Consider the following 17733-nt stretch of genomic DNA (forward strand, 5'->3'; position numbering starts at 1 on the left):
CGGCCAAAGATATCAGAGAGGATCGATCGGCACTTCCACCACACCCTTGCGGGTGGCGGCGAGGGCCATGCGGCCGTGTTTGATCGCCAGGGCTTTTTCCCCGAACAGCTTGCGGCGCCAGCCTTTGAGGGCAGGGACGTCGGCATTGTCGTCGAGAACGATGGCATCGATGTCGTCGGAGCTGGCGATGATGCGGGTGGCGACGCCATTGGTGTCGGCAACAGCCTTGAGCCAGACGCGCAGCAGGTCGCCGACGGCGCCCTTGGGCGAAGGGCCGCGAGGACGTTCGGGAATCTTGGGAAGGCTGGCCTTATCGGCGGCTTCCACGGACTTGATGATGGCGATCAGCTCGGCGGCAGCCGAGGAGCGGCCATAGCCCCGTGGCACGACGCGCAGTTTTTCGAATGCATCCGGGGTGGTCGGGCGCTGAACAGCGAGTTCGGCGACCGCATCATCCTTGAGGATACGGCCACGCGGTTGGTCGTTTTCCTGAGCACGGCGCTCGCGCCAGGCGGCGATAGCTTGCAGGGCCGCAAGATCGCGGGGCTTGTTGACACGTGCCTTGACGCGCTTCCAGGCGTCCTCGGGCTGGACGATATAGGTGTCCATGCTTTCGAGCACAGCCATCTCGTCGGCAACCCAAGCGCCGCGGCGGGTCTTTTCTATCTCGGTGCGGAGTTGGACGTAGATGTTGCGCAGATGGGTAACGTCGGCCAACGCGTAATCAAGTTGCTTTTCGGTGAGCGGGCGGTGCGACCAATCGGTGAAGCGCGAGCTCTTGTCGATCTGTTCGCCGACGACCGCGCGCACGAGATTGTCGTAGGATACCGAATCGCCGTGGCCGCAGACGCTGGCTGCCACCTGGGTGTCAAACAGCGGATGCGGTACGCTGCCGAACAGCTTGACGAAAATCTCGATATCCTGCCGCGCGGCGTGAAACACCTTGGTGACATGCTCGTTGGCAAGCAGCGCGGCGAAGGGCGCAAGATCGATGCCATCGGCAAACGGATCGATGATTACGGCACGGTCGGGCGTTGCGGCCTGGATGAGGCAGAGTTTCGGCCAATAGGTGGTTTCGCGCAAGAATTCGGTATCGACGGTGACGAAATCGTAGGTCGCAGCGTCCTTGCAAAAAGCCTCGAGCGCCCCGGTCGATGTGATGACCTGCATTGAGTCGGTATCCAGTTCAAAGAAATTGGATGTTTTCCTATCAGCAATGCTCGCCAGCCGCAAAGGCGGCGCGTTCATTTGTTGTCACGCTTGACAACAGGGCCCTCGCATGCGCTTTTCCGGCACTAAATTCCCACTCCGTTTCCGGAAAGACTTTTCGTGATGCATCGCTATCGTTCGCACACCTGCGCTCAGCTTACAAAGGCCGACGTCGGCTCGACAGCACGCCTGTCTGGATGGGTGCACCGTATCCGCGATCACGGGGGGCTGCTGTTCATCGACCTGCGCGATCACTATGGCCTTACCCAATGCGTGATCGATCCGGATTCGCCCGCGTTCAAGGATGCCGAGGCCGTGCGCGCCGAATGGGTGATCCGCGTCGATGGCGAGGTGAAGGCCCGTACGCCCGAGACGGTCAACAAGAACCTGCCGACGGGCGAAGTCGAAGTGTTCATCCGCGAGATCGAAGTGCTGGGCAAGTCGGCTGAGCTGCCGCTTCCGGTGTTCGGCGAACCCGACTATCCCGAGGACACGCGTCTGCGTTACCGCTTCCTCGACCTGCGACGCGAAACGTTGCACGCCAACATCGTTAAGCGTACCAAGATCATTTCCTCCATGCGCAGGCGCATGGACGAGATCGGGTTCGGGGAATATTCGACCCCCATCCTGACGGCGTCTTCACCCGAGGGCGCGCGCGATTTCCTGGTGCCCAGCCGCATCCATCCGGGCAAGTTCTTCGCGCTGCCGCAGGCGCCGCAGCAATATAAGCAATTGCTGATGGTGGCGGGCTTCGACCGCTATTTCCAGATCGCGCCGTGCTTCCGCGATGAAGACCCGCGCGCCGACCGCCTGCCGGGCGAATTCTACCAGCTCGACGTCGAGATGAGCTTCGTCACCCAGGAAGAAGTCTGGGAGACGATGGAGCCGATCATCCGTGGCGTGTTCGAGGAATTCGCCGACGGCAAGACCGTCACTCAGAAATTCCCGCGCATTCCCTATGATGTGGCAATCCGCAAATACGGTTCGGACAAGCCGGACCTGCGCAATCCTATCGAAATGCAGGACGTCACCGAGCATTTCCGTGATTCCGGGTTCAAGGTGTTCGCCAACCAGATCGCCGGCGATCCCAAGGTAGAGGTCTGGGCCATTCCTGCGCCTACTGGCGGCAGCCGCGCATTCTGCGACCGCATGAATGCCTGGGCGCAGGGCGAGGGGCAGCCGGGGTTGGGCTATATTTTCTTCAAGGATGGAGCGGGGTCCGGTCCTATCGCCAAGAATATCGGCGAGGAGCGCACGCAAGCCATCCGCGCCCAGCTCGGGCTCAATGACGGCGATGCCGTGTTCTTTGTCTGCGGTGTGCCGTCAAAGTTCTACAATTTCGCTGGCGCCGCGCGCACCAAAGTGGGCACCGATCTCGAACTGGTCGACCTCAACGCCTTCGCACTGTGCTGGATCGTCGATTTTCCGTTCTACGAATGGGATGAGGACGAGAAGAAGCTCGAATTCGCGCACAACCCGTTCTCTATGCCACAGGGCGGCCGCGAGGCGCTGGATGGAGAGGATCCTCTTTCCATCAAGGCATACCAGTATGACGCAGTTTGCAATGGGTATGAGATCGCCTCCGGCTCCATTCGTAATCAGGAACCCGAGACGATGATCGCCGCGTTCGAGAAGGTTGGGCTGTCGCGTCAGGACGTCGAGGAACGCTTCGGCGGCCTCTACCGTGCCTTTCAGTACGGAGCCCCGCCGCATGGTGGCATGGCGGCCGGCATCGACCGCATCGTGATGCTGCTGTGCGGGGTGCAGAACCTGCGCGAGATCACGCTGTTCCCGATGAACCAGCAGGCCGAAGACCTGCTGATGGGTGCGCCCAGCGAAGCCTCGGCTCGCCAGTTGCGCGAGCTGCATCTGCGGCTCAACCTGCCGGCGGAGAAAAAGGGCGGCTAAACAAGCTCTTGCCGGAAAGAGCTGCGGCTTAATCCGCGATTAAACGCTTGCCCGCTAGTGTCGGCCCCAAGGGTTCGATACAGCGGGCAAAATCTTTGCGGTCGCGTTTTTCGCAGATAGTGTTGCTTGTCGTGACGCTGCTGGCATTTCTGCCGGTGGCGGCGGTCGATCATGTGCTCGACGGCTATGTCAAGGCGCGCGAAACCGGCAATTTGCAGGTGCTTGTCGACGCCATTACGCACGACGCGCAGGAAACGGTGCAGGACGGCGTGCAGTCGCTTCGCCGCATACTGGCGAACAGTCCTTCCCTATGCGCCACGACTTTTCTCCAGAATGTGGGCGCGGAGCTGGGGGCAAATCCGTTTTTGCGGCAGGTGATCGTCGAGAACGACGACGGGGTGCAGTACTGCGCAGCTTTCGACCAGACGGTGCGCTATCGCACGCTTTCCGAAAACCTGGCAATTCCAGGATTCACGGAAACCTTGAGTGTGGTGACGCTTGAAGGCCGTCAAACGCCGCTTCTCAAGATTACCCAGTCTTTCGGACGGGACCGGGCCGTTTCCGCGCTGGTGATCGCTTCTCCGATGCTATTGCGGGAAGCGATGTCGCTGACCGCCGAGATCGATTATTTGCAGGTGGCGCTGACCAGCGGCACGTCCATTCTGCTGCGGGGAGATGCGGCTGTCGAGCAGGAGGCCGAACGCGGCGACTACCTCTTTGCCCGGTCGTTTGCGGGTGAAATTCCACTCAAGGCGGAGGCGGCAATTTCCTTCGCGCTGGTCAGAGCCGACTATTCGCCGCTCGATGTGGGGTTCAACGTCGTGGCGTGCTTCCTTGGCATGCTGACCTTGGTGCTCGCCATCCAGTATGCACGCAAGGCGGATATTGCCGTCTTTGATCTCGAGCGCGCCATCGTCGCCGGCGAGATGAAGCCCTATTACCAGCCTGTCATCAACCTCAAGACTGGTAAGCTGACAGGATGCGAGGTGCTCATCCGATGGGTGAAGAAGAATGGCGAAATCATTCCGCCTGGAGTTTTTATCGACTATGCGGAAATGTCGGGGCTGGCCATTCCCATGACGCTGAGCCTCATGGAGCAGGTTCGATACGACCTGGAGGACATCTGCCGCCAGGTGCCCGAATTCAAAGTCTCGATCAATCTCTTCGAGGGGCATTTCCGGGATGGCTCGATCGTTGATGACATCCAGTCCGTGTTCGAGGGGAGCGGGATATCTTACCGCCAGTTGGTGTTCGAGATCACTGAGCGCCGTCCCCTGGACGACAAGGCCGCCGCGAACCGGGTGATGACGGCCATGCACAAGCTTGGTGTACGTATTGCCATGGACGATGCGGGAACGGGGCATTCCAACCTGGCCTATCTGCAGACATTGGGCATCGACATCATTAAGATCGACAAGATCTTTGTCGAAATGATCAAGGACCCGCGTACGCCTGTGCCGGTCATTGACGGACTGATCGCCATGGCGCGCGAACTCGATATCGAGATCGTGGCCGAAGGCGTCGAGACACAGGAACAGGCGCTTTATCTGCGCGCCCGGAACGTTGTTTTTGCGCAAGGATACCTGTTTGCACCGCCTATGAAACTTTCGGCGTTCCTCGTTCTCGCCAATGCTCTCAAACCGGTTGGACACGAAAGCAATCTCGAGCCGGGATTTGCCGTCGCCTAGGCGAAGAATTAGGGCTGTGAGCCTTTCCTTTTCGCCCGATTGGTGGCACGTATCTCGCCGCTAATCCTGAGGAGACGGCATGACCGACGAACCGCGCGATCCGCAGAAGGCGCTCAAAGAAGCCGCACTGCATTTCCACCAGTATCCCAAGCCCGGCAAGATCGAGATCACGGCAACCAAGCCGCTCGCCAACCAGCGCGACCTCGCGCTGGCCTATTCGCCGGGCGTGGCTGCTCCGTGCGAGGAAATCGCAGAGGATCCCCAAGCGGCGGCACTCTACACGTCGCGTGGCAACCTGGTGGCGGTGATCTCCAACGGCACCGCCGTGCTGGGGCTGGGCAATATCGGTGCACTGGCCTCCAAGCCGGTTATGGAAGGCAAGGCGGTTCTGTTCAAGAAGTTCGCCGGCATCGATTCCATCGATATCGAGATCGACGAACAGGATCCCAAGAAGTTCATCGAAACCGTCGCGCCCATGTGGCCCAGCTTCGGTGGCATCAACCTCGAGGACATCAAGGCACCCGATTGCTTCGAGATCGAGGAGGCGCTGCGCGAGCGTATGCCGATCCCGGTGTTCCATGACGACCAGCACGGCACGGCGATCATCGTTGCCGCAGCGGTACTCAATGGACTCCGGATCGCCGGCAAGGACATCTCCAAGGTCAAGATCTGTACTTCGGGCGCCGGCGCGGCGGCGATCGCTTGCCTCAACATGCTGATGGCGGTCGGGGCCAAGCGCGAGAACATCTGGGTCGCGGACCGCGAGGGACTGGTGACTACGCGCCGCGACAATTCGGTCGACCGCTGGCGCGGCGCTTTTGCCCAGGACAGCGACAAGACCTCGCTCGCCGAGGTGATGGAGGGTGCCGACATTTTCCTCGGGCTTTCGGCGGCCGGTGCGCTCAAGCGCGAGATGCTAAAGGACATGGCGGAAAATCCGCTGATTCTGGCGCTCTCCAATCCGGTGCCTGAAATCATGCCGGAAATCGCTCAGGAAGAGCGCCCGGACGCGATGATCTGCACCGGGCGGTCGGACTATCCCAACCAGGTCAATAACGTCCTGTGCTTCCCCTTTATCTTCCGCGGAGCGCTCGACGTGGGGGCGACCACGATCAACGAGGAGATGAAGGCGGCGGCGGCGCATGCGATCGCCAAGCTGGCCCATGAGCCGGTGCTGGAAGCGGTTCCTGGCGCCCCCTCGACCTTTGGCCGTGACTATCTCATCCCCAATCCGTTCGATCAGCGGCTGATCCTGCGCATTGCGCCGGCCGTCGCCAAAGCGGCGATGGATTCCGGGGTGGCGCGGCGGCCGATCACCGATTTCGACGCCTACAAAGACAGCCTCAACCGCTTCGTCTTCCGCTCGGGCATGGTGATGAAGCCAATGATCGAGCGCGCCAAGGGGGCGGGCCAGCGCATCGCGTTTGCCGATGGCGAGGACGAGCGGGTGCTGCGGGCGACGCAGGTGGTTTTGGAAGAGGGGATTGCCCAGCCGATCCTCATCGGTCGCCCGTTCGTCATCGAGCAGCGCATCGAACGTTTCGGGCTGGCACTGACGCCGGGCAAGGACTTCGAGGTCATCAACCCCGAAGACGATCCGCGTTACCGCGATTACGTCTCGCTCTTCCACTCGCTGGTGGGGCGCAGCGGGGTGACGCCGGATACGGCGCGCACCATCGTACGCACCAATACGACGGTGATCGGCGCGCTGGCCGTCAAGCGCGGGGAGGCCGATGGGCTGATCTGTGGATTGCAGGGGCGCTACATCAAGCATGTGCGCGACATCAAATCGGTGATCGGGCTTTCCGATGGCGTTTCCGATGCCTCGGCGCTTTCCATGCTGATCATGCCCCGCGGCGTGTTCTTCCTGGCGGACACTTATGTGAACATCGATCCGACGCCGGACGAGATCGTGTCGATCACATTGCAGGCGCGCGACCACCTCAAGCGGTTCAATATCGAGGCGCGTGCCGCGCTGCTGAGCTATTCGAACTTCGGTTCGCGCGAGGGGGATACGTCCGAGAAGATGCAGCAGGCGTATCGCACGCTCAAGGAAGTGGCACCGGACCTGATCGTGGAAGGGGAGATGCAGGGCGATCTTGCGCTCAACCAGTCGCTGCGGGAACGCTATATTCCCGATACGGTGCTCAAGGGGGAAGCCAATTTGCTGGTGTTCCCAAATCTGGAAAGCGCTAATCTTTCCATGACCTTGCTAAAGGAAATGAACAACGCACTTCCGGTTGGGCCGATCCTCATGGGTACGCGGAGCCCGGCGCACATCCTGGCGCCCTCGGTCACCAGCCGCGGGATCGTCAACATGACGGCGATCACCGCGAACGAGAGCCTGGCTCTCAGGAGCTGAAACAAAAGGGCGCCTGGTGGCGCCCTTTCTTCTACTGGAAAGCGGTTTCGGCGAAGGAGCGGAGCTTGCGCGAATGCAGTCGCTCGACCGGCTGATTGCGCAGGATCTCCATGGCCTTGAGCCCGATCAGCAGGTGACGGTTGACCTGAGTGCGGTAGAAATCCGAGGCCATGCCGGGGAGCTTGAGTTCGCCGTGCAGCGGCTTGTCGGAGACGCAGAGCAGGGTGCCATAGGGAACCCGGAAACGGAAGCCGTTGGCGGCGATGGTGGCGCTTTCCATGTCGAGGGCAATGGCGCGCGATTGCGAGAGGCGCCGGGTAATCTCGCTTTGGTCGCGCAGTTCCCAATTTCGGTTGTCGATCGTGAACACCGTGCCCGTTCGCATGATGGCCTTGGCTTCAAGGCCTTCGAGATGAGTCACCTCCTCAACGGCTTCCTGAAGGGCGACCTGGATTTCCGCTAGAGCAGGAACCGGGACCGTTACTGGAAGATCGTCGTCGAGTACGTGATCTTCCCGAACATAGCCATGGGCTAGAACGTAGTCGCCCAAGGATTGGGAATTACGCAGTCCGGCGCAGTGCCCGAGCATCAGCCAAGCGTGGGGGCGCAGGACCGCTACGTGATCGGTGGCGGTCTTGGCGTTGGAGGGACCGACGCCGATGTTGATCATGGTAATACCGCGGCCGTTGGGGGCCGTCAGGTGATAGGCGGGCATCTGGGGCTGGCGGACCGGGGGCGTGCCGGTGGTGCCGCCACCCAGGCGCGCGTTCATGGTGACCACATTGCCCGGTTCGACGAAGCTTTCGTAGAACTCGTGGCCCTCGCTCATCCACTGATGGGCCAGGCGGGTGAACTCTTCGATATAGAACTGGTAATTCGTGAAGATCACGAAATTCTGGAAGTGCTCGGGCGTGGTCGCCATGTAGTGGTTGAGCCTGTGCAGCGAATAGTCGACGCGAGGGCCGGTGAAGGCAGCGAGCGGGTAGGGGCCACCGGCAGGCGGGATGAAGGTGCCGTTGGCGATCTCATCGTCCATATGGCCGAGATCGGGAACGTCGAAAATATCGCGCAGAGGAACGCCGATATCGAGCAGCACATCACCTTCGACCCGCTCGCGGGGATCGACGGCAAAATGCAGAGGGATAGGTGTTTCGGATTCGCCGATTTCGATTTCGCCGCCGTGGTTCTTGAGGATCAGCGCAAAGTTCTCGACCAGATATTTCTCGAAAAGCGCTGGCTGGGTCAGCGTTGTCTGATAGAGGCCGGGGCTGTGCAAAAAGCCATAGGCGAGGCGGGAACTTGCCTGCTGCTGAAAACTGGTCGAGAGCACCTGCACCTTGGGATAATGCGCGCGCACCTTGCCCGGCGGTACCTGGCCCTTGGTGAGGTTGAGCAGGTGGTCGCGGATGAAGCCGGTGTTGCGGTCGTAGATTTCGCAGACATATTCCCAGGCCTTGACCGGATCGGCGAAGGATTTGAGGGGGAGCGGCGACGGGGTGACGAGTTTCATCCGGTTTCCTGTTCTTGTTTTTGGTTTTAACCGCAAGCCATGCCAGTTTCCCGCAGGGCACGCAATGGCCGGCGATTAAGCCAGCGAAATATCACAGTTCGGTGATTGGGCCTTTTGTCGCCGCATTGGCGCACGATATTGAGCTTGTCTGCTGGACTGGCAAACGAGCCCATGCACTAGCGGACATGCTTCCGCTGTAGTCCCCCAAGCCCTCAACAGCGCGGCGGGAGCTTATACGGAGACCGCAGCCGTCCGCCCGGCGCTGCGGTCTCTTTTTGTTTGGCGGGATGGACGGAGCCCACAGGGTCGCGCATCAGTCGAATTCGACCAACGTTTTGGGATTGGCCTCGCCGTCATACTGGGCATCGACTTCATAGTGCTTTAGAATAAACCGCCCCAGGTCGAACTCCCAGGTTCCCGCCGAAAAGGCATCACCGAGTCCACGCCATAGGCCGTGGCTGGTTATGGTCCGGGTTTGCGGGTCGAACTCGGAATTGATCAGTACCAGTTGGGTGTCATAACCTGTCAGGGGAATGTCGAGCACCGCGCCTTCATAGTCGTCGTTCTCATAAATGACGTCGAAGTCAGGCACCGCGAAGGAGATGGGCAACGGGCCATCGTACTCGGTGTCCAGGTAGTAGACGTGGTTGAGGTTGTAGGCGCCGGCGCCGCAGAAAAATTTGTAGAGCGTCGTGGTTTCCGGTTCGTCGGAATACCCGGTCTCCCAGCTCAACTCCCAGCTTTCATGCGGATTGTATTCAGCCGCGGCCGACTCTTCGTCCAAAAGGCACAATTGGTTGAAGGCTTGAGAGAAATGGGCGAAAGCGGCGCTTTCGGCAATGTCGCCGGCCTGCTGGGCCCATGCTGCGCCGGGCGCGAGGGCCAACGTAATGGTCAGAAGAGTGATAACCCGCATGTGGTGTCCTCCGTGCTGGCATCCCCAGAGTGCCGGAAAATACACCAGCTTCAAAGCCACAAGTTGACGATTGCGGACGGGTGCGGGGCGTGCTAACGATTGAATCGTTCGACAGGGGTGCTCCGTATGGCCGGGGCTGAGAGGACGGCGCCAAGCCTTCTAACCCTTTAGCTGATCTGGATAATACCAGCGGAGCGAGGCGAAGATGAAGTGCGGTGCACAGATCTCCCTTTACGTTATGGCGGATGATTTCGTCCGCGTCATTCTCTCTTCCATCGAAGCGATGGCTCCGTTTCGTGAGCGTTTGCGCATCGAAACCGACGATATCTCGACGCTGGTCGTGGGGCCGCCAGAGCTGATCTTTCCCACCATGCGTGAGATGTTTGTGGCTGCCGCGCGCAGCGGGCATCACGTGGCGATGCATGCAACCGTCTCCCGTGGATGCCCGGGTGAGCCGGACATGGATATCTGTGAGCCGGCCGAACGCTCAGCCTTCGATACGGATCTCGAAGAACGCAAGCGCCGGGCGGCCCAAGCGGTCGCCGAGGCGCAGGAGACCGGCCAGTGCGCGGCGGTTCAATTCTCGCTCTATCCGCTCGGACCGGCCGAGTACATGGATGAGATCTACGGCTGCATCGATTTCCTCAAGGCTTCGCCCGTTTTCGACCGCGCCAAGAACTATTGCACGCGGCTGGCGGGCGATGCCGGACCGGTGTTCGAGGCTCTATCGCAGGCCTGGCTGGGCTTTGGCGACCCCAATGCCCATGTAGCGATCGATCTTACGGTTTCGGCCAACAGCCCCTCCCAGGACGCCGCGGCCTGACTTCGGGCGGGGTGTCCCGCCCGACCATTCCCCACATCGTCAAGCAAGGAGGGCACGAGATGTCCTATTCCACATCATCTTCGTCGTGGCGTTGGACGCTGCGCGAAACTCTGGTCGTTGCGGTGCTGGGCGCGGCTTTCGCCGTGCTCTATCTCGCTTGGGTGCAGGTCTGGCTGGTGAGTCAGGCGGCATTCGGGCCAGTGGCCATGGACGTTTTCATGGGCTTTTGGTTCTCCGCCTCCATCGTCGCCGCGGCCATCATCCGCAAACCAGGCGTGGCGTTCATGGCTGAGGTGCTGGCGGCGGGGGTGGAAATTCTGCTCGGCAGCCCGGCGGGTCTCGGGCTTCTCATCGCCGCGGTGGTGCAAGGGCTTGGAGCGGAGCTCGTCTTTGCCGCGTTCGGCTGGCGGAACTACAGGCTGGTCGTGCTGATGCTGGCTGGGGTCGGGGCCGCCATCACAAGTTTTGCCTACAATTGGTTCCTGTTCGACTATGGCGCTCTTGAGTCGTGGCTGCTGGCCCTGATGTTCAGCATCCGGCTGTTGAGCGGGGCACTGCTGGCGGGTGTGGCGGGTCACCTGATCGTCGAAGCTCTGTATCGGACCGGGGTCCTCCGAGGGCTAAAAATCGATTTCGACCGTCGGGGAGCGGGCCTTGCGGCCCAGCCGGCATAAGTGACGCACGCCCAATGGGAAGGGGTATCGATCCGCTATCCCTTCGCACCACGCGATGCTGTGGGCCCGGTCGATCTGGCAATCGCGCCGGGGGAGCGGGTTCTGCTGCTCGGCCCCTCGGGCTCGGGCAAATCGTCCCTGATGCTGGCGCTGACGGGGCTGATCCCGAGCGCAGTTCCGGCAATTGTCGCCGGAACGATTCGTCTCAATGGCGCTCTCGTTTCCAGCCGCAGCCCGGCACAATGGGCCGATACCGTCGCCCAATACTTCCAGAATGCCGACGAAACGCTTTGCGGGATGCGGGTGGGTGAGGAAATCGCCTTTGCCCTTGAGAACCGGGGTGTGCCAGCGGGCATCATCGAGCGCAAGATTGGAGAGGTGCTTGAAGGCCTGGGCCTGCCGCAAGAGTGGCTGGCTCGGCGTAGCGCGGCGATGTCTGGCGGAGAGCGACAGCTTGTGGCACTGGCAGCGGTGATGGCACAGGAGGCTCCGATCCTCGTGGCGGACGAGCCGACTAGCCACCTCAGCCCGACGGCAACGCGGCAGGTGCATGAGCTGCTGGCGAACCGGCAGGGCTTTGAGGGTGTGCTGGTGATCGACCACCGACTCGACGGTCTGATCGATGCCATCGATCGCGTTGTGGTGTTGAGCGTGGAGGGTCGGGTTCTTGCCGATATGGCGCCAGGTCCGCTGTTTCGGGAGCGTGGAAAGGATCTCGAGCGACAGGGGATCTGGCGACCCGCGTTTTCCGCACTCGACGATATGCTTGGCGCCGTGGGATTAGCGAGCGAACACCCGCCGGTCTGCTTTGCCGATGTGATTGAGCAGTTCAGCGCTGGACGCGGCAAGGGCGCCGCTCGTGAAGCGGCGCGGGTGGTCGCGCGGCGGTTCGTAGAGCGCCGGATCAATCAGACTTCGGCTGGGGGTGCTATCGTTGCTGCGTTGCATGAGGCGACCTGTGCGCCGCCAATAGGACGTGCAGTGCTCCATGATGTGTCGCTGGAAGTTCGCGCAGGCGAGGTGCTGGGCCTGCTCGGGCCCAACGGAGCTGGCAAGACCACCCTTGCGGCCAGCCTCGCAGGGGTGTTGCGGCTGCGCGCGGGTCGACGGTTCGGACCCATGGGCGCCATAGCATTCCAGAACCCCGAGGCCCAGCTTACTGCCGGTACGGTGCGAGAGGAGATACTTCGGGCTCAGGCCGATGCCGGCCGGCCCGAGGCTGACGCCGGAGCCGTGCTGGAGCGCTGGAATTTTATGCCGCTGGCCGACCGGCATCCATACGAATTGAGCTTTGGACAAAAGCGGCGGCTGGCACTGGCCGCGCTCGACGCCGGCGACCGCTGGCCATTGCTGATATTCGATGAGCCATTCTCCGGTCTCGATGCGGCAGGTGCCGATCAGGTCGCCCGGCACATCGAAGCTTTGAAGGCACACGGCAAAGCGATCATGCTCATTACCCATGACATGGACATGGCGGTGCGGCTCTGCGATCGCGCGGCGGTGATTGCCAATGGAGCGATAGCGGCGGAGGGACGACCGATCGATCTGCTGAACGATCCCCAAATCATCGCGATAGCTGGGCTGGCGCGACCGAGCTTTGCTCCGGTGCTGGACTGGCTGGCAACGGTCGAGCGACCGTTGGCAGCTTGGGGATAAATCATGACGGTAGCTCAGGACATCTCCAAGGCGTCTCCTTTGGGGAGGCTTAATCCGCTCACCCTTTTTGCCGTGTGCCTTGCGTATCTCGCCGCGGCGGCGACATCGTTCGACGCTGGCTTTCAGATATCGGTGGTTGTTCTCGTTGCGGCAGTTCTCCTTGCCGTGCAGCGTGTGCCGCCGCTGCTCCTGCTCGTGCTGATGGTGCCATTCGTGTTGTTCGGCATGGGCTTTATCACCACTAATCTGCTGTTTCGCCGGGACAGCGATTTTGCCGTGCATCTGGCCGGGAGCGAGAGCGGAGCTGCCTTGTCGGCGGGGCTGACGTTGAGCCTCCGAGCCCTGGCGTGTGGTGCGGTCTCGATCCTTTTTGCGCTCAGTGTCGATCCGGGAGCTTTCGTAAGAGCGCTAATCGCCTATCTGCGCTTTCCCGCGCGACTCGGCTATGCGCTTTTCGTCGCCATGCAGCTCGTGCCCGACCTTCTGGCCGAGGCGGCGCATCTGCGGATGGCGCGGGCAATGCGGACCGGCAGGCCGGTGGGCAGAGTGCCAGGACCCAGCGAGATGGCGGGGCTGATGGTGCCGCTATTGGCCTTTGCCGTTCGCCGGGCCGGGCGGTCGGCGGTTGCCATGGAGGCGCGAGGGTTCGGAGCGCTTCCGGCACGCGCCATGGTGGGCGTGCCGGGTTTCTCGTGGCGAGACGCGGCTTTCGGACTCACGAGCCTCGCTGTACTTGCCCCCCTGCTGGTGTTCTAGCCTTCCACCTCCGAAGCGGCGGGGGCGGACCGTTCAGGCGCCCAGTCGGGACGCTGGGGGACCAGCGATTCAACCTGAGTATCATCAAGGCTCGAAACGAAGGCTTCGAATGCCGGCTGAATTGCCTCAAGGGCGTCGGCACGGGCGGTGGTCATGGCGACAAGACCGGCATAACGGGCGATGAGATCGGTGTCGGACATTGCCTCGTCCGCGGCCGGGGCGAATTCTTCGCGCGCGGTGATAATCTCGGCCTGGGCATCGAGGGCAGCCAACCGCAGATCCTCGAGCAGCGTCTGCTGATCTTCCGTGAGGTCCAGTCGGTGGGTGAGGCGGACGGCGGCGACGTCGATAGCTTCGGCATTACCGGAGAGGAACATGCCGAACAAGCCCCCATGCATTCCGAAACCGGGCACGGGACCGGGGCGGAAGCTTCGGGCCTCGCCGCCGGGGACGCGCTGGATCACATGCTGACCGCCGCCGAAGGGCTGCGCGAAGGCTGGCGCCAGGCTGGTCGCGCCGATGGAGGCGGCAGTAAACGCAACAAGGGCTGCTTTGCTGATGGGTTTCATGATGTCTGTCTCCGTTGCTGAGCGGCGTAAATGCCGCCGACGCATTGGAGATTAGAGAAGCTCACCTCACGCCAAGCTGTCCGGGCCATGAAATGTTGGACAGGATGGTAAGATGAAGAAGAAAGGACCGGGCTATTGCCCGGTCCTTAAAGCCCTCAGTTGGCCCATTCGCCCTTGCGGAAGACGGGGATGCGCTCGCCGTCCTGGGTGATGCCGTCGATATCCATCTCGCCCGAACCGATCATCCAGTCGATATGGATGAGGCTGGAATTGCCGCCCTTGTTGGCGACCTCGTCTTCGCTGAGCTTGTCGCCATCAACGAAGCATTCGGTGTAGCACTGGCCCATGGCGATGTGACAGGCGGCGTTTTCGTCGAACAGGGTGTTGTAGAAGAGAATGCCAGACTGCGAGATGGGCGATGAATGCGGCACCAGGGCAACTTCGCCCAGGCGGCGGCCGCCTTCGTCGGTATCGAGAACCTTGTTCCAGACTTCCTCGCCCTTGGAAGCGCGAACTTCGACGGCGACGCCGTCCTTGAAGATCATTTCGATGTCTTCGATCACCGTGCCGTTGTGGGAGAGCGGCTTGGTGGAGCGCACGTGGCCATTGACGCGGCGTGCGTGGGGCGTGGTGAAGACTTCTTCGGTCGGGATGTTGGGATTGCAGGTGATGCCGTTCTTTGCCAGCGAGGCGCCGCCGGCCCATTCATGATCGTCGGCGAGGCCCACGATCAGGTCTGTGCCCGGAGCGGTGAAATGGAGGTCGCGGAACTTCATCTGGTTGAGCCAATCGCGGCGGGCGTGGATGTTGGCATTGTGCGCCTTCCACGCTGCGATGGGATCGGCCTGATCCACGCGCGAGGCGGCAAAAATCGCATCGGCGAGCTTGGCGACGGCTTCGTCGTCACCCAGGTCGGGGAAGACGAGCTTGGCCCATTTGGCGCCGGGATAGGCGACAATGTTCCAGTTGGTTTCAAAACCGGTGATCTTCTTGATGGCAGGCTTATAAGCCTTTGAATTGGCGCGCTGGGCGCGGGAGACCTTTTCGGGGTCCTGCTCGGCCAATAGCATGGGATTGTCGCCGGCGATCGCCAGGCGCGCGGTGTTGGAGCCGAATGCTTTGGCCATGCCCTCATAGAGCCAATCGGCGGCGTGATCGAAGGCGTCGTCATTGCCGTATTTGTAGCGGGCGAGCGTGGTTTCCTCGTCCGAATAGATGGTGGTGACGAGGCCAGCGCCAGCCTTATAGGCGTGCTCGGTAATCTTGCGCACGAGAGGAAGGGCCGAGAGCGGGGCAGTCATGATGAGGTCCTGGCCCGCCCTCAAACCAAGTCCGGTATGAACGGCGACCTGGGCGAGCTTATCGAGCTTTTCCTCATTGACGGGCGCATTGGCGCGTGAGTCGGACATGATGGGTCTCTTTTGTTTTTAAGAGGTGACTCAGGGGTGAGGAGAAAGCCTAACGGTTTGACAGACTGCGCGAAAGAGTGTTCTGGGCAGCCATGGACAAACGCATAGCGATCATCGGCGGTGGACCCGCAGGATTGATGGCTGCCGAGGTGATCTCGGCGGCTGGGTACGCCGTAACCGTCTATGAAGGGATGCCGACGGTAGGGCGCAAATTCCTGATGGCGGGAAAGTCGGGGCTCAACCTGACCCATGCGGAGCCGATGGACAATTTTCTCGGGCGGTTCGGGGAGGCGCGAGGGCGACTGGAGCCGGCCCTGAGGGCGTTTGGCAACGAGCAGGTTCGGGCCTGGGCCGCAGGGTTGGGCGTTGAAACCTTCGTGGGGTCTTCCAGCCGGGTATTTCCCAAGGCGATGAAGGGCTCTCCCCTGTTGCGATCATGGCTCAAGCGGCTGGCGGAGCAGGGCGTCGAAATTCTCACGCGCCACAGGTGGAGGGGCTTCGATGGTGGTGGCTTCGTGTTCGAGACGCCGGCCGGAGATAAATGCGAAACCTTCGATGCAGTGGTCCTGGTATTGGGCGGAGCGAGTTGGCCTCGGCTGGGGTCTGATGCCGGTTGGGTGCGTTGGCTGGAGGGGAGGGGCATCGGCGTCGAAAAGTTCCGGCCGGCCAATTGTGGGTTCGACGTCAAGTGGCGCGAGCACTTTATCGAGCGGTTTGCTGGAGCGCCGGTCAAATCCGTCACTGCGGACGGCCAGAGTGGCGAGTTTGTTATTTCCCGACACGGAATTGAGGGAAGCCTTGTCTATGCCCAATCTGCCAGGTTGCGGGACGCGTTGGAGTGTGGACCGGCGACCTTCGTGATGGATCTGGCGCCGGGGCGAACTCTCGCGCGATTGGAGCAGGATCTGGCGCGGCAGCCGGCGAAGGCAAGCTTTTCAAATCGGATGCGCAAGGGAGCCGGACTCGATGGGGTCAAGGCAGGGCTGGTGCGTGAGTTCACCAGCGAGGCAGAGCGTGGCGAGGCGAGGGCACTGGCCAGAGCGATAAAGGCGCTGGCAATTCCGCTTGTTGCGCCACGGCCGATCGCCGAGGCGATTTCGGCTGCTGGCGGCATCCGCTGGAGCGAGGTCGACCCGCACCTGATGCTTTCGCGTTTGCCCGGTGTCTTCGTGGCTGGAGAAATGCTCGATTGGGAGGCGCCGACCGGCGGCTATCTGCTTACCGCCTGCCTTGCCACCGGCCGTTTGGCCGGGGCAGGTGCTTTGGCGCATGTAAAAAGCGCGGCTACCGTCCCAAGCGAGAAGGGGCGTTAGGCCTCTTATTGGTATCCGCCGACCGCCGGCTGGAGCGAAGCCAAATCGTATTCGGCGAGCAGGGCCTCGATGGTGCCGTCCTCGGCCATGGCACCGATAGCTTCATCGACGATGGTCCGCAGATAGGAATTGCGGGCCAGCATCAGCCCGCCAATATTCACGTTGGCGGCGATCTGCGCGTCGAGCTGCCGGATGAACAGTTCACCTTCGATCTCGGTCTCGCGCTGGTACTCCACAAGACTCGGCCCGTAGACGACCATGCCGGCGATCGTGTCATCGAAAACCCGGGTGATCATCAGCTCTGTGTCGCCATAAGGCAGCGGCTGCCATTGCTGATCCTGGGGCAGGGTGGCCCTATAGCGCATCAGTGCGGTGAAACCATAGGAGCCAACAAGCGCGCCGATACGCCGGTCGCCCGGAATGTCGTCGAGCGACTCGATCTCGGTATCGGCGACGGCAAGAACATAGGGAAAGCCGACATAGGGGCGGGTCGTGGTGAACTCGACCGGGTACATGTCCGATCCCAGCCCCATGCCAAGCATGATGTCGCAGTCATTGGTGAGCGAGATGAAAAGGTCTTCCGCGGCGTACTCGCCGCCGATGCCGTAGGCGGCACCCAGGGTCAGGAATTCGGCGCTGACCAGGAGGCTGTCGGCGATGGCTTGCGCGACGGCCTGATCGAATTCGAACGCGGGGGAGGTTTCGTATTGGCAGAAGCGAATGACGTTGCCCGTGCTCAGGCGCCAGGATTCAAGCAACGAGGTATCGACATTCTGGCTGACCTGTGCGGGTGCGCTCGTGGCCGAGATGGTGGCCAGGAGAACGGTGGCGGCGGATTTTGCGGCGTGCGACCAGAAAGCGGCGTTGGGCAGGGCGGGCATGGAATAACTCACTGGTATGGTGGTTGACCGGTTCTTTGCGACCGGTGTGGGTAGAAACA

The 17733-nt window shown here is 61.6% G+C and carries 14 protein-coding genes and 1 riboswitch; of the genes, 8 read left to right on the forward strand and 6 right to left on the reverse strand.

Translation table 11 applies throughout. From position 1 onward, the window contains the following. Positions 1-12: 12 nt before the first annotated feature. Positions 13-1170 (reverse strand): ribonuclease D, encoded by a 1158-nt coding sequence (gene rnd, locus NO934_RS16505; RefSeq protein WP_309161080.1) that lies wholly within the window; start codon positions 1168-1170, stop codon positions 13-15. A gap of 162 nt (positions 1171-1332) precedes the next feature. Between rnd and aspS the strand changes: the two genes are divergently transcribed. From aspS to NO934_RS16520, 3 genes are all read left to right on the forward strand, one after another. Beyond that, entirely contained in the window at positions 1333-3117 is a 1785-nt protein-coding gene (gene aspS, locus NO934_RS16510) for an aspartate--tRNA ligase (protein WP_309161081.1), read from the forward strand. A 131-nt stretch (positions 3118-3248) separates the two neighbouring features. Further along, complete coding sequence (locus NO934_RS16515; protein WP_309163749.1) at positions 3249-4805, forward strand: EAL domain-containing protein; 1557 nt, start codon at positions 3249-3251, stop codon at positions 4803-4805. A gap of 79 nt (positions 4806-4884) precedes the next feature. Further along, positions 4885-7167: an NADP-dependent malic enzyme gene (locus tag NO934_RS16520; protein WP_309161082.1), complete on the forward strand. Its 2283-nt coding sequence runs from the start codon at positions 4885-4887 to the stop codon at positions 7165-7167. A gap of 31 nt (positions 7168-7198) precedes the next feature. On the opposite strand, the gene NO934_RS16525 is transcribed toward NO934_RS16520, so the two are convergent. Both NO934_RS16525 and NO934_RS16530 read right to left on the reverse strand, forming a co-directional pair. After that, positions 7199-8677: an AMP nucleosidase gene (locus tag NO934_RS16525; protein ID WP_309161083.1), complete on the reverse strand. Its 1479-nt coding sequence runs from the start codon at positions 8675-8677 to the stop codon at positions 7199-7201. Positions 8678-8990: 313 nt separating this feature from the next. Beyond that, complete coding sequence (locus tag NO934_RS16530; protein WP_309161084.1) at positions 8991-9593, reverse strand: DUF1176 domain-containing protein; 603 nt, start codon at positions 9591-9593, stop codon at positions 8991-8993. Positions 9594-9696: 103 nt separating this feature from the next. Then, positions 9697-9808, forward strand: a riboswitch (TPP riboswitch). Between NO934_RS16530 and NO934_RS16535 the strand changes: the two genes are divergently transcribed. The 4 genes from NO934_RS16535 (at position 9799) to NO934_RS16550 (ending at position 13502) form a co-directional block, all read left to right on the forward strand. Then, a complete protein-coding gene (locus NO934_RS16535; RefSeq protein ID WP_309161085.1) occupies positions 9799-10416 on the forward strand; it encodes a YkoF family thiamine/hydroxymethylpyrimidine-binding protein in 618 nt (205 codons plus the stop codon). (Overlaps the previous riboswitch by 10 nt.) Before the next feature lie 59 nt (positions 10417-10475). Next, the gene (locus tag NO934_RS16540; RefSeq protein ID WP_309161086.1) at positions 10476-11090 is read left to right on the forward strand and encodes an ECF transporter S component; all 615 of its coding nucleotides are present in this window, start codon (positions 10476-10478) and stop codon (positions 11088-11090) included. Then, positions 11091-12746 carry an ATP-binding cassette domain-containing protein gene (locus NO934_RS16545; protein WP_309161087.1) on the forward strand — a complete coding sequence of 552 codons (1656 nt, stop codon included), beginning with the start codon at positions 11091-11093 and terminating at the stop codon, positions 12744-12746. 3 nt (positions 12747-12749) lie between these two features. Beyond that, positions 12750-13502: an energy-coupling factor transporter transmembrane component T gene (locus tag NO934_RS16550; RefSeq protein WP_309161088.1), complete on the forward strand. Its 753-nt coding sequence runs from the start codon at positions 12750-12752 to the stop codon at positions 13500-13502. On the opposite strand, the gene NO934_RS16555 is transcribed toward NO934_RS16550, so the two are convergent. Both NO934_RS16555 and NO934_RS16560 read right to left on the reverse strand, forming a co-directional pair. Continuing rightward, positions 13499-14071 carry a Spy/CpxP family protein refolding chaperone gene (locus NO934_RS16555; RefSeq protein WP_309161089.1) on the reverse strand — a complete coding sequence of 191 codons (573 nt, stop codon included), beginning with the start codon at positions 14069-14071 and terminating at the stop codon, positions 13499-13501. The genes NO934_RS16550 and NO934_RS16555 overlap by 4 nt on opposite strands. A gap of 155 nt (positions 14072-14226) precedes the next feature. Then, the gene (locus tag NO934_RS16560) at positions 14227-15480 is read right to left on the reverse strand and encodes an aminopeptidase (protein WP_309161090.1); all 1254 of its coding nucleotides are present in this window, start codon (positions 15478-15480) and stop codon (positions 14227-14229) included. A gap of 92 nt (positions 15481-15572) precedes the next feature. On the opposite strand from NO934_RS16560, the gene NO934_RS16565 reads away from it, so the two are divergent. Continuing rightward, positions 15573-16793, forward strand: coding sequence for a TIGR03862 family flavoprotein (locus NO934_RS16565; protein ID WP_309161091.1), 1221 nt, complete (start codon positions 15573-15575; stop codon positions 16791-16793). A 5-nt stretch (positions 16794-16798) separates the two neighbouring features. On the opposite strand, the gene NO934_RS16570 is transcribed toward NO934_RS16565, so the two are convergent. Beyond that, on the reverse strand, positions 16799-17674 hold the full coding sequence (locus tag NO934_RS16570; RefSeq protein ID WP_309161092.1) for a transporter substrate-binding domain-containing protein: 876 nt from the start codon (positions 17672-17674) through the stop codon (positions 16799-16801). Positions 17675-17733: the final 59 nt, after the last annotated feature.

Origin of the sequence: Pelagibacterium sp. H642, assembly GCF_031202855.1 — a bacterium.
Taxonomy (GTDB): Bacteria; Pseudomonadota; Alphaproteobacteria; order Rhizobiales; family Devosiaceae; genus Pelagibacterium.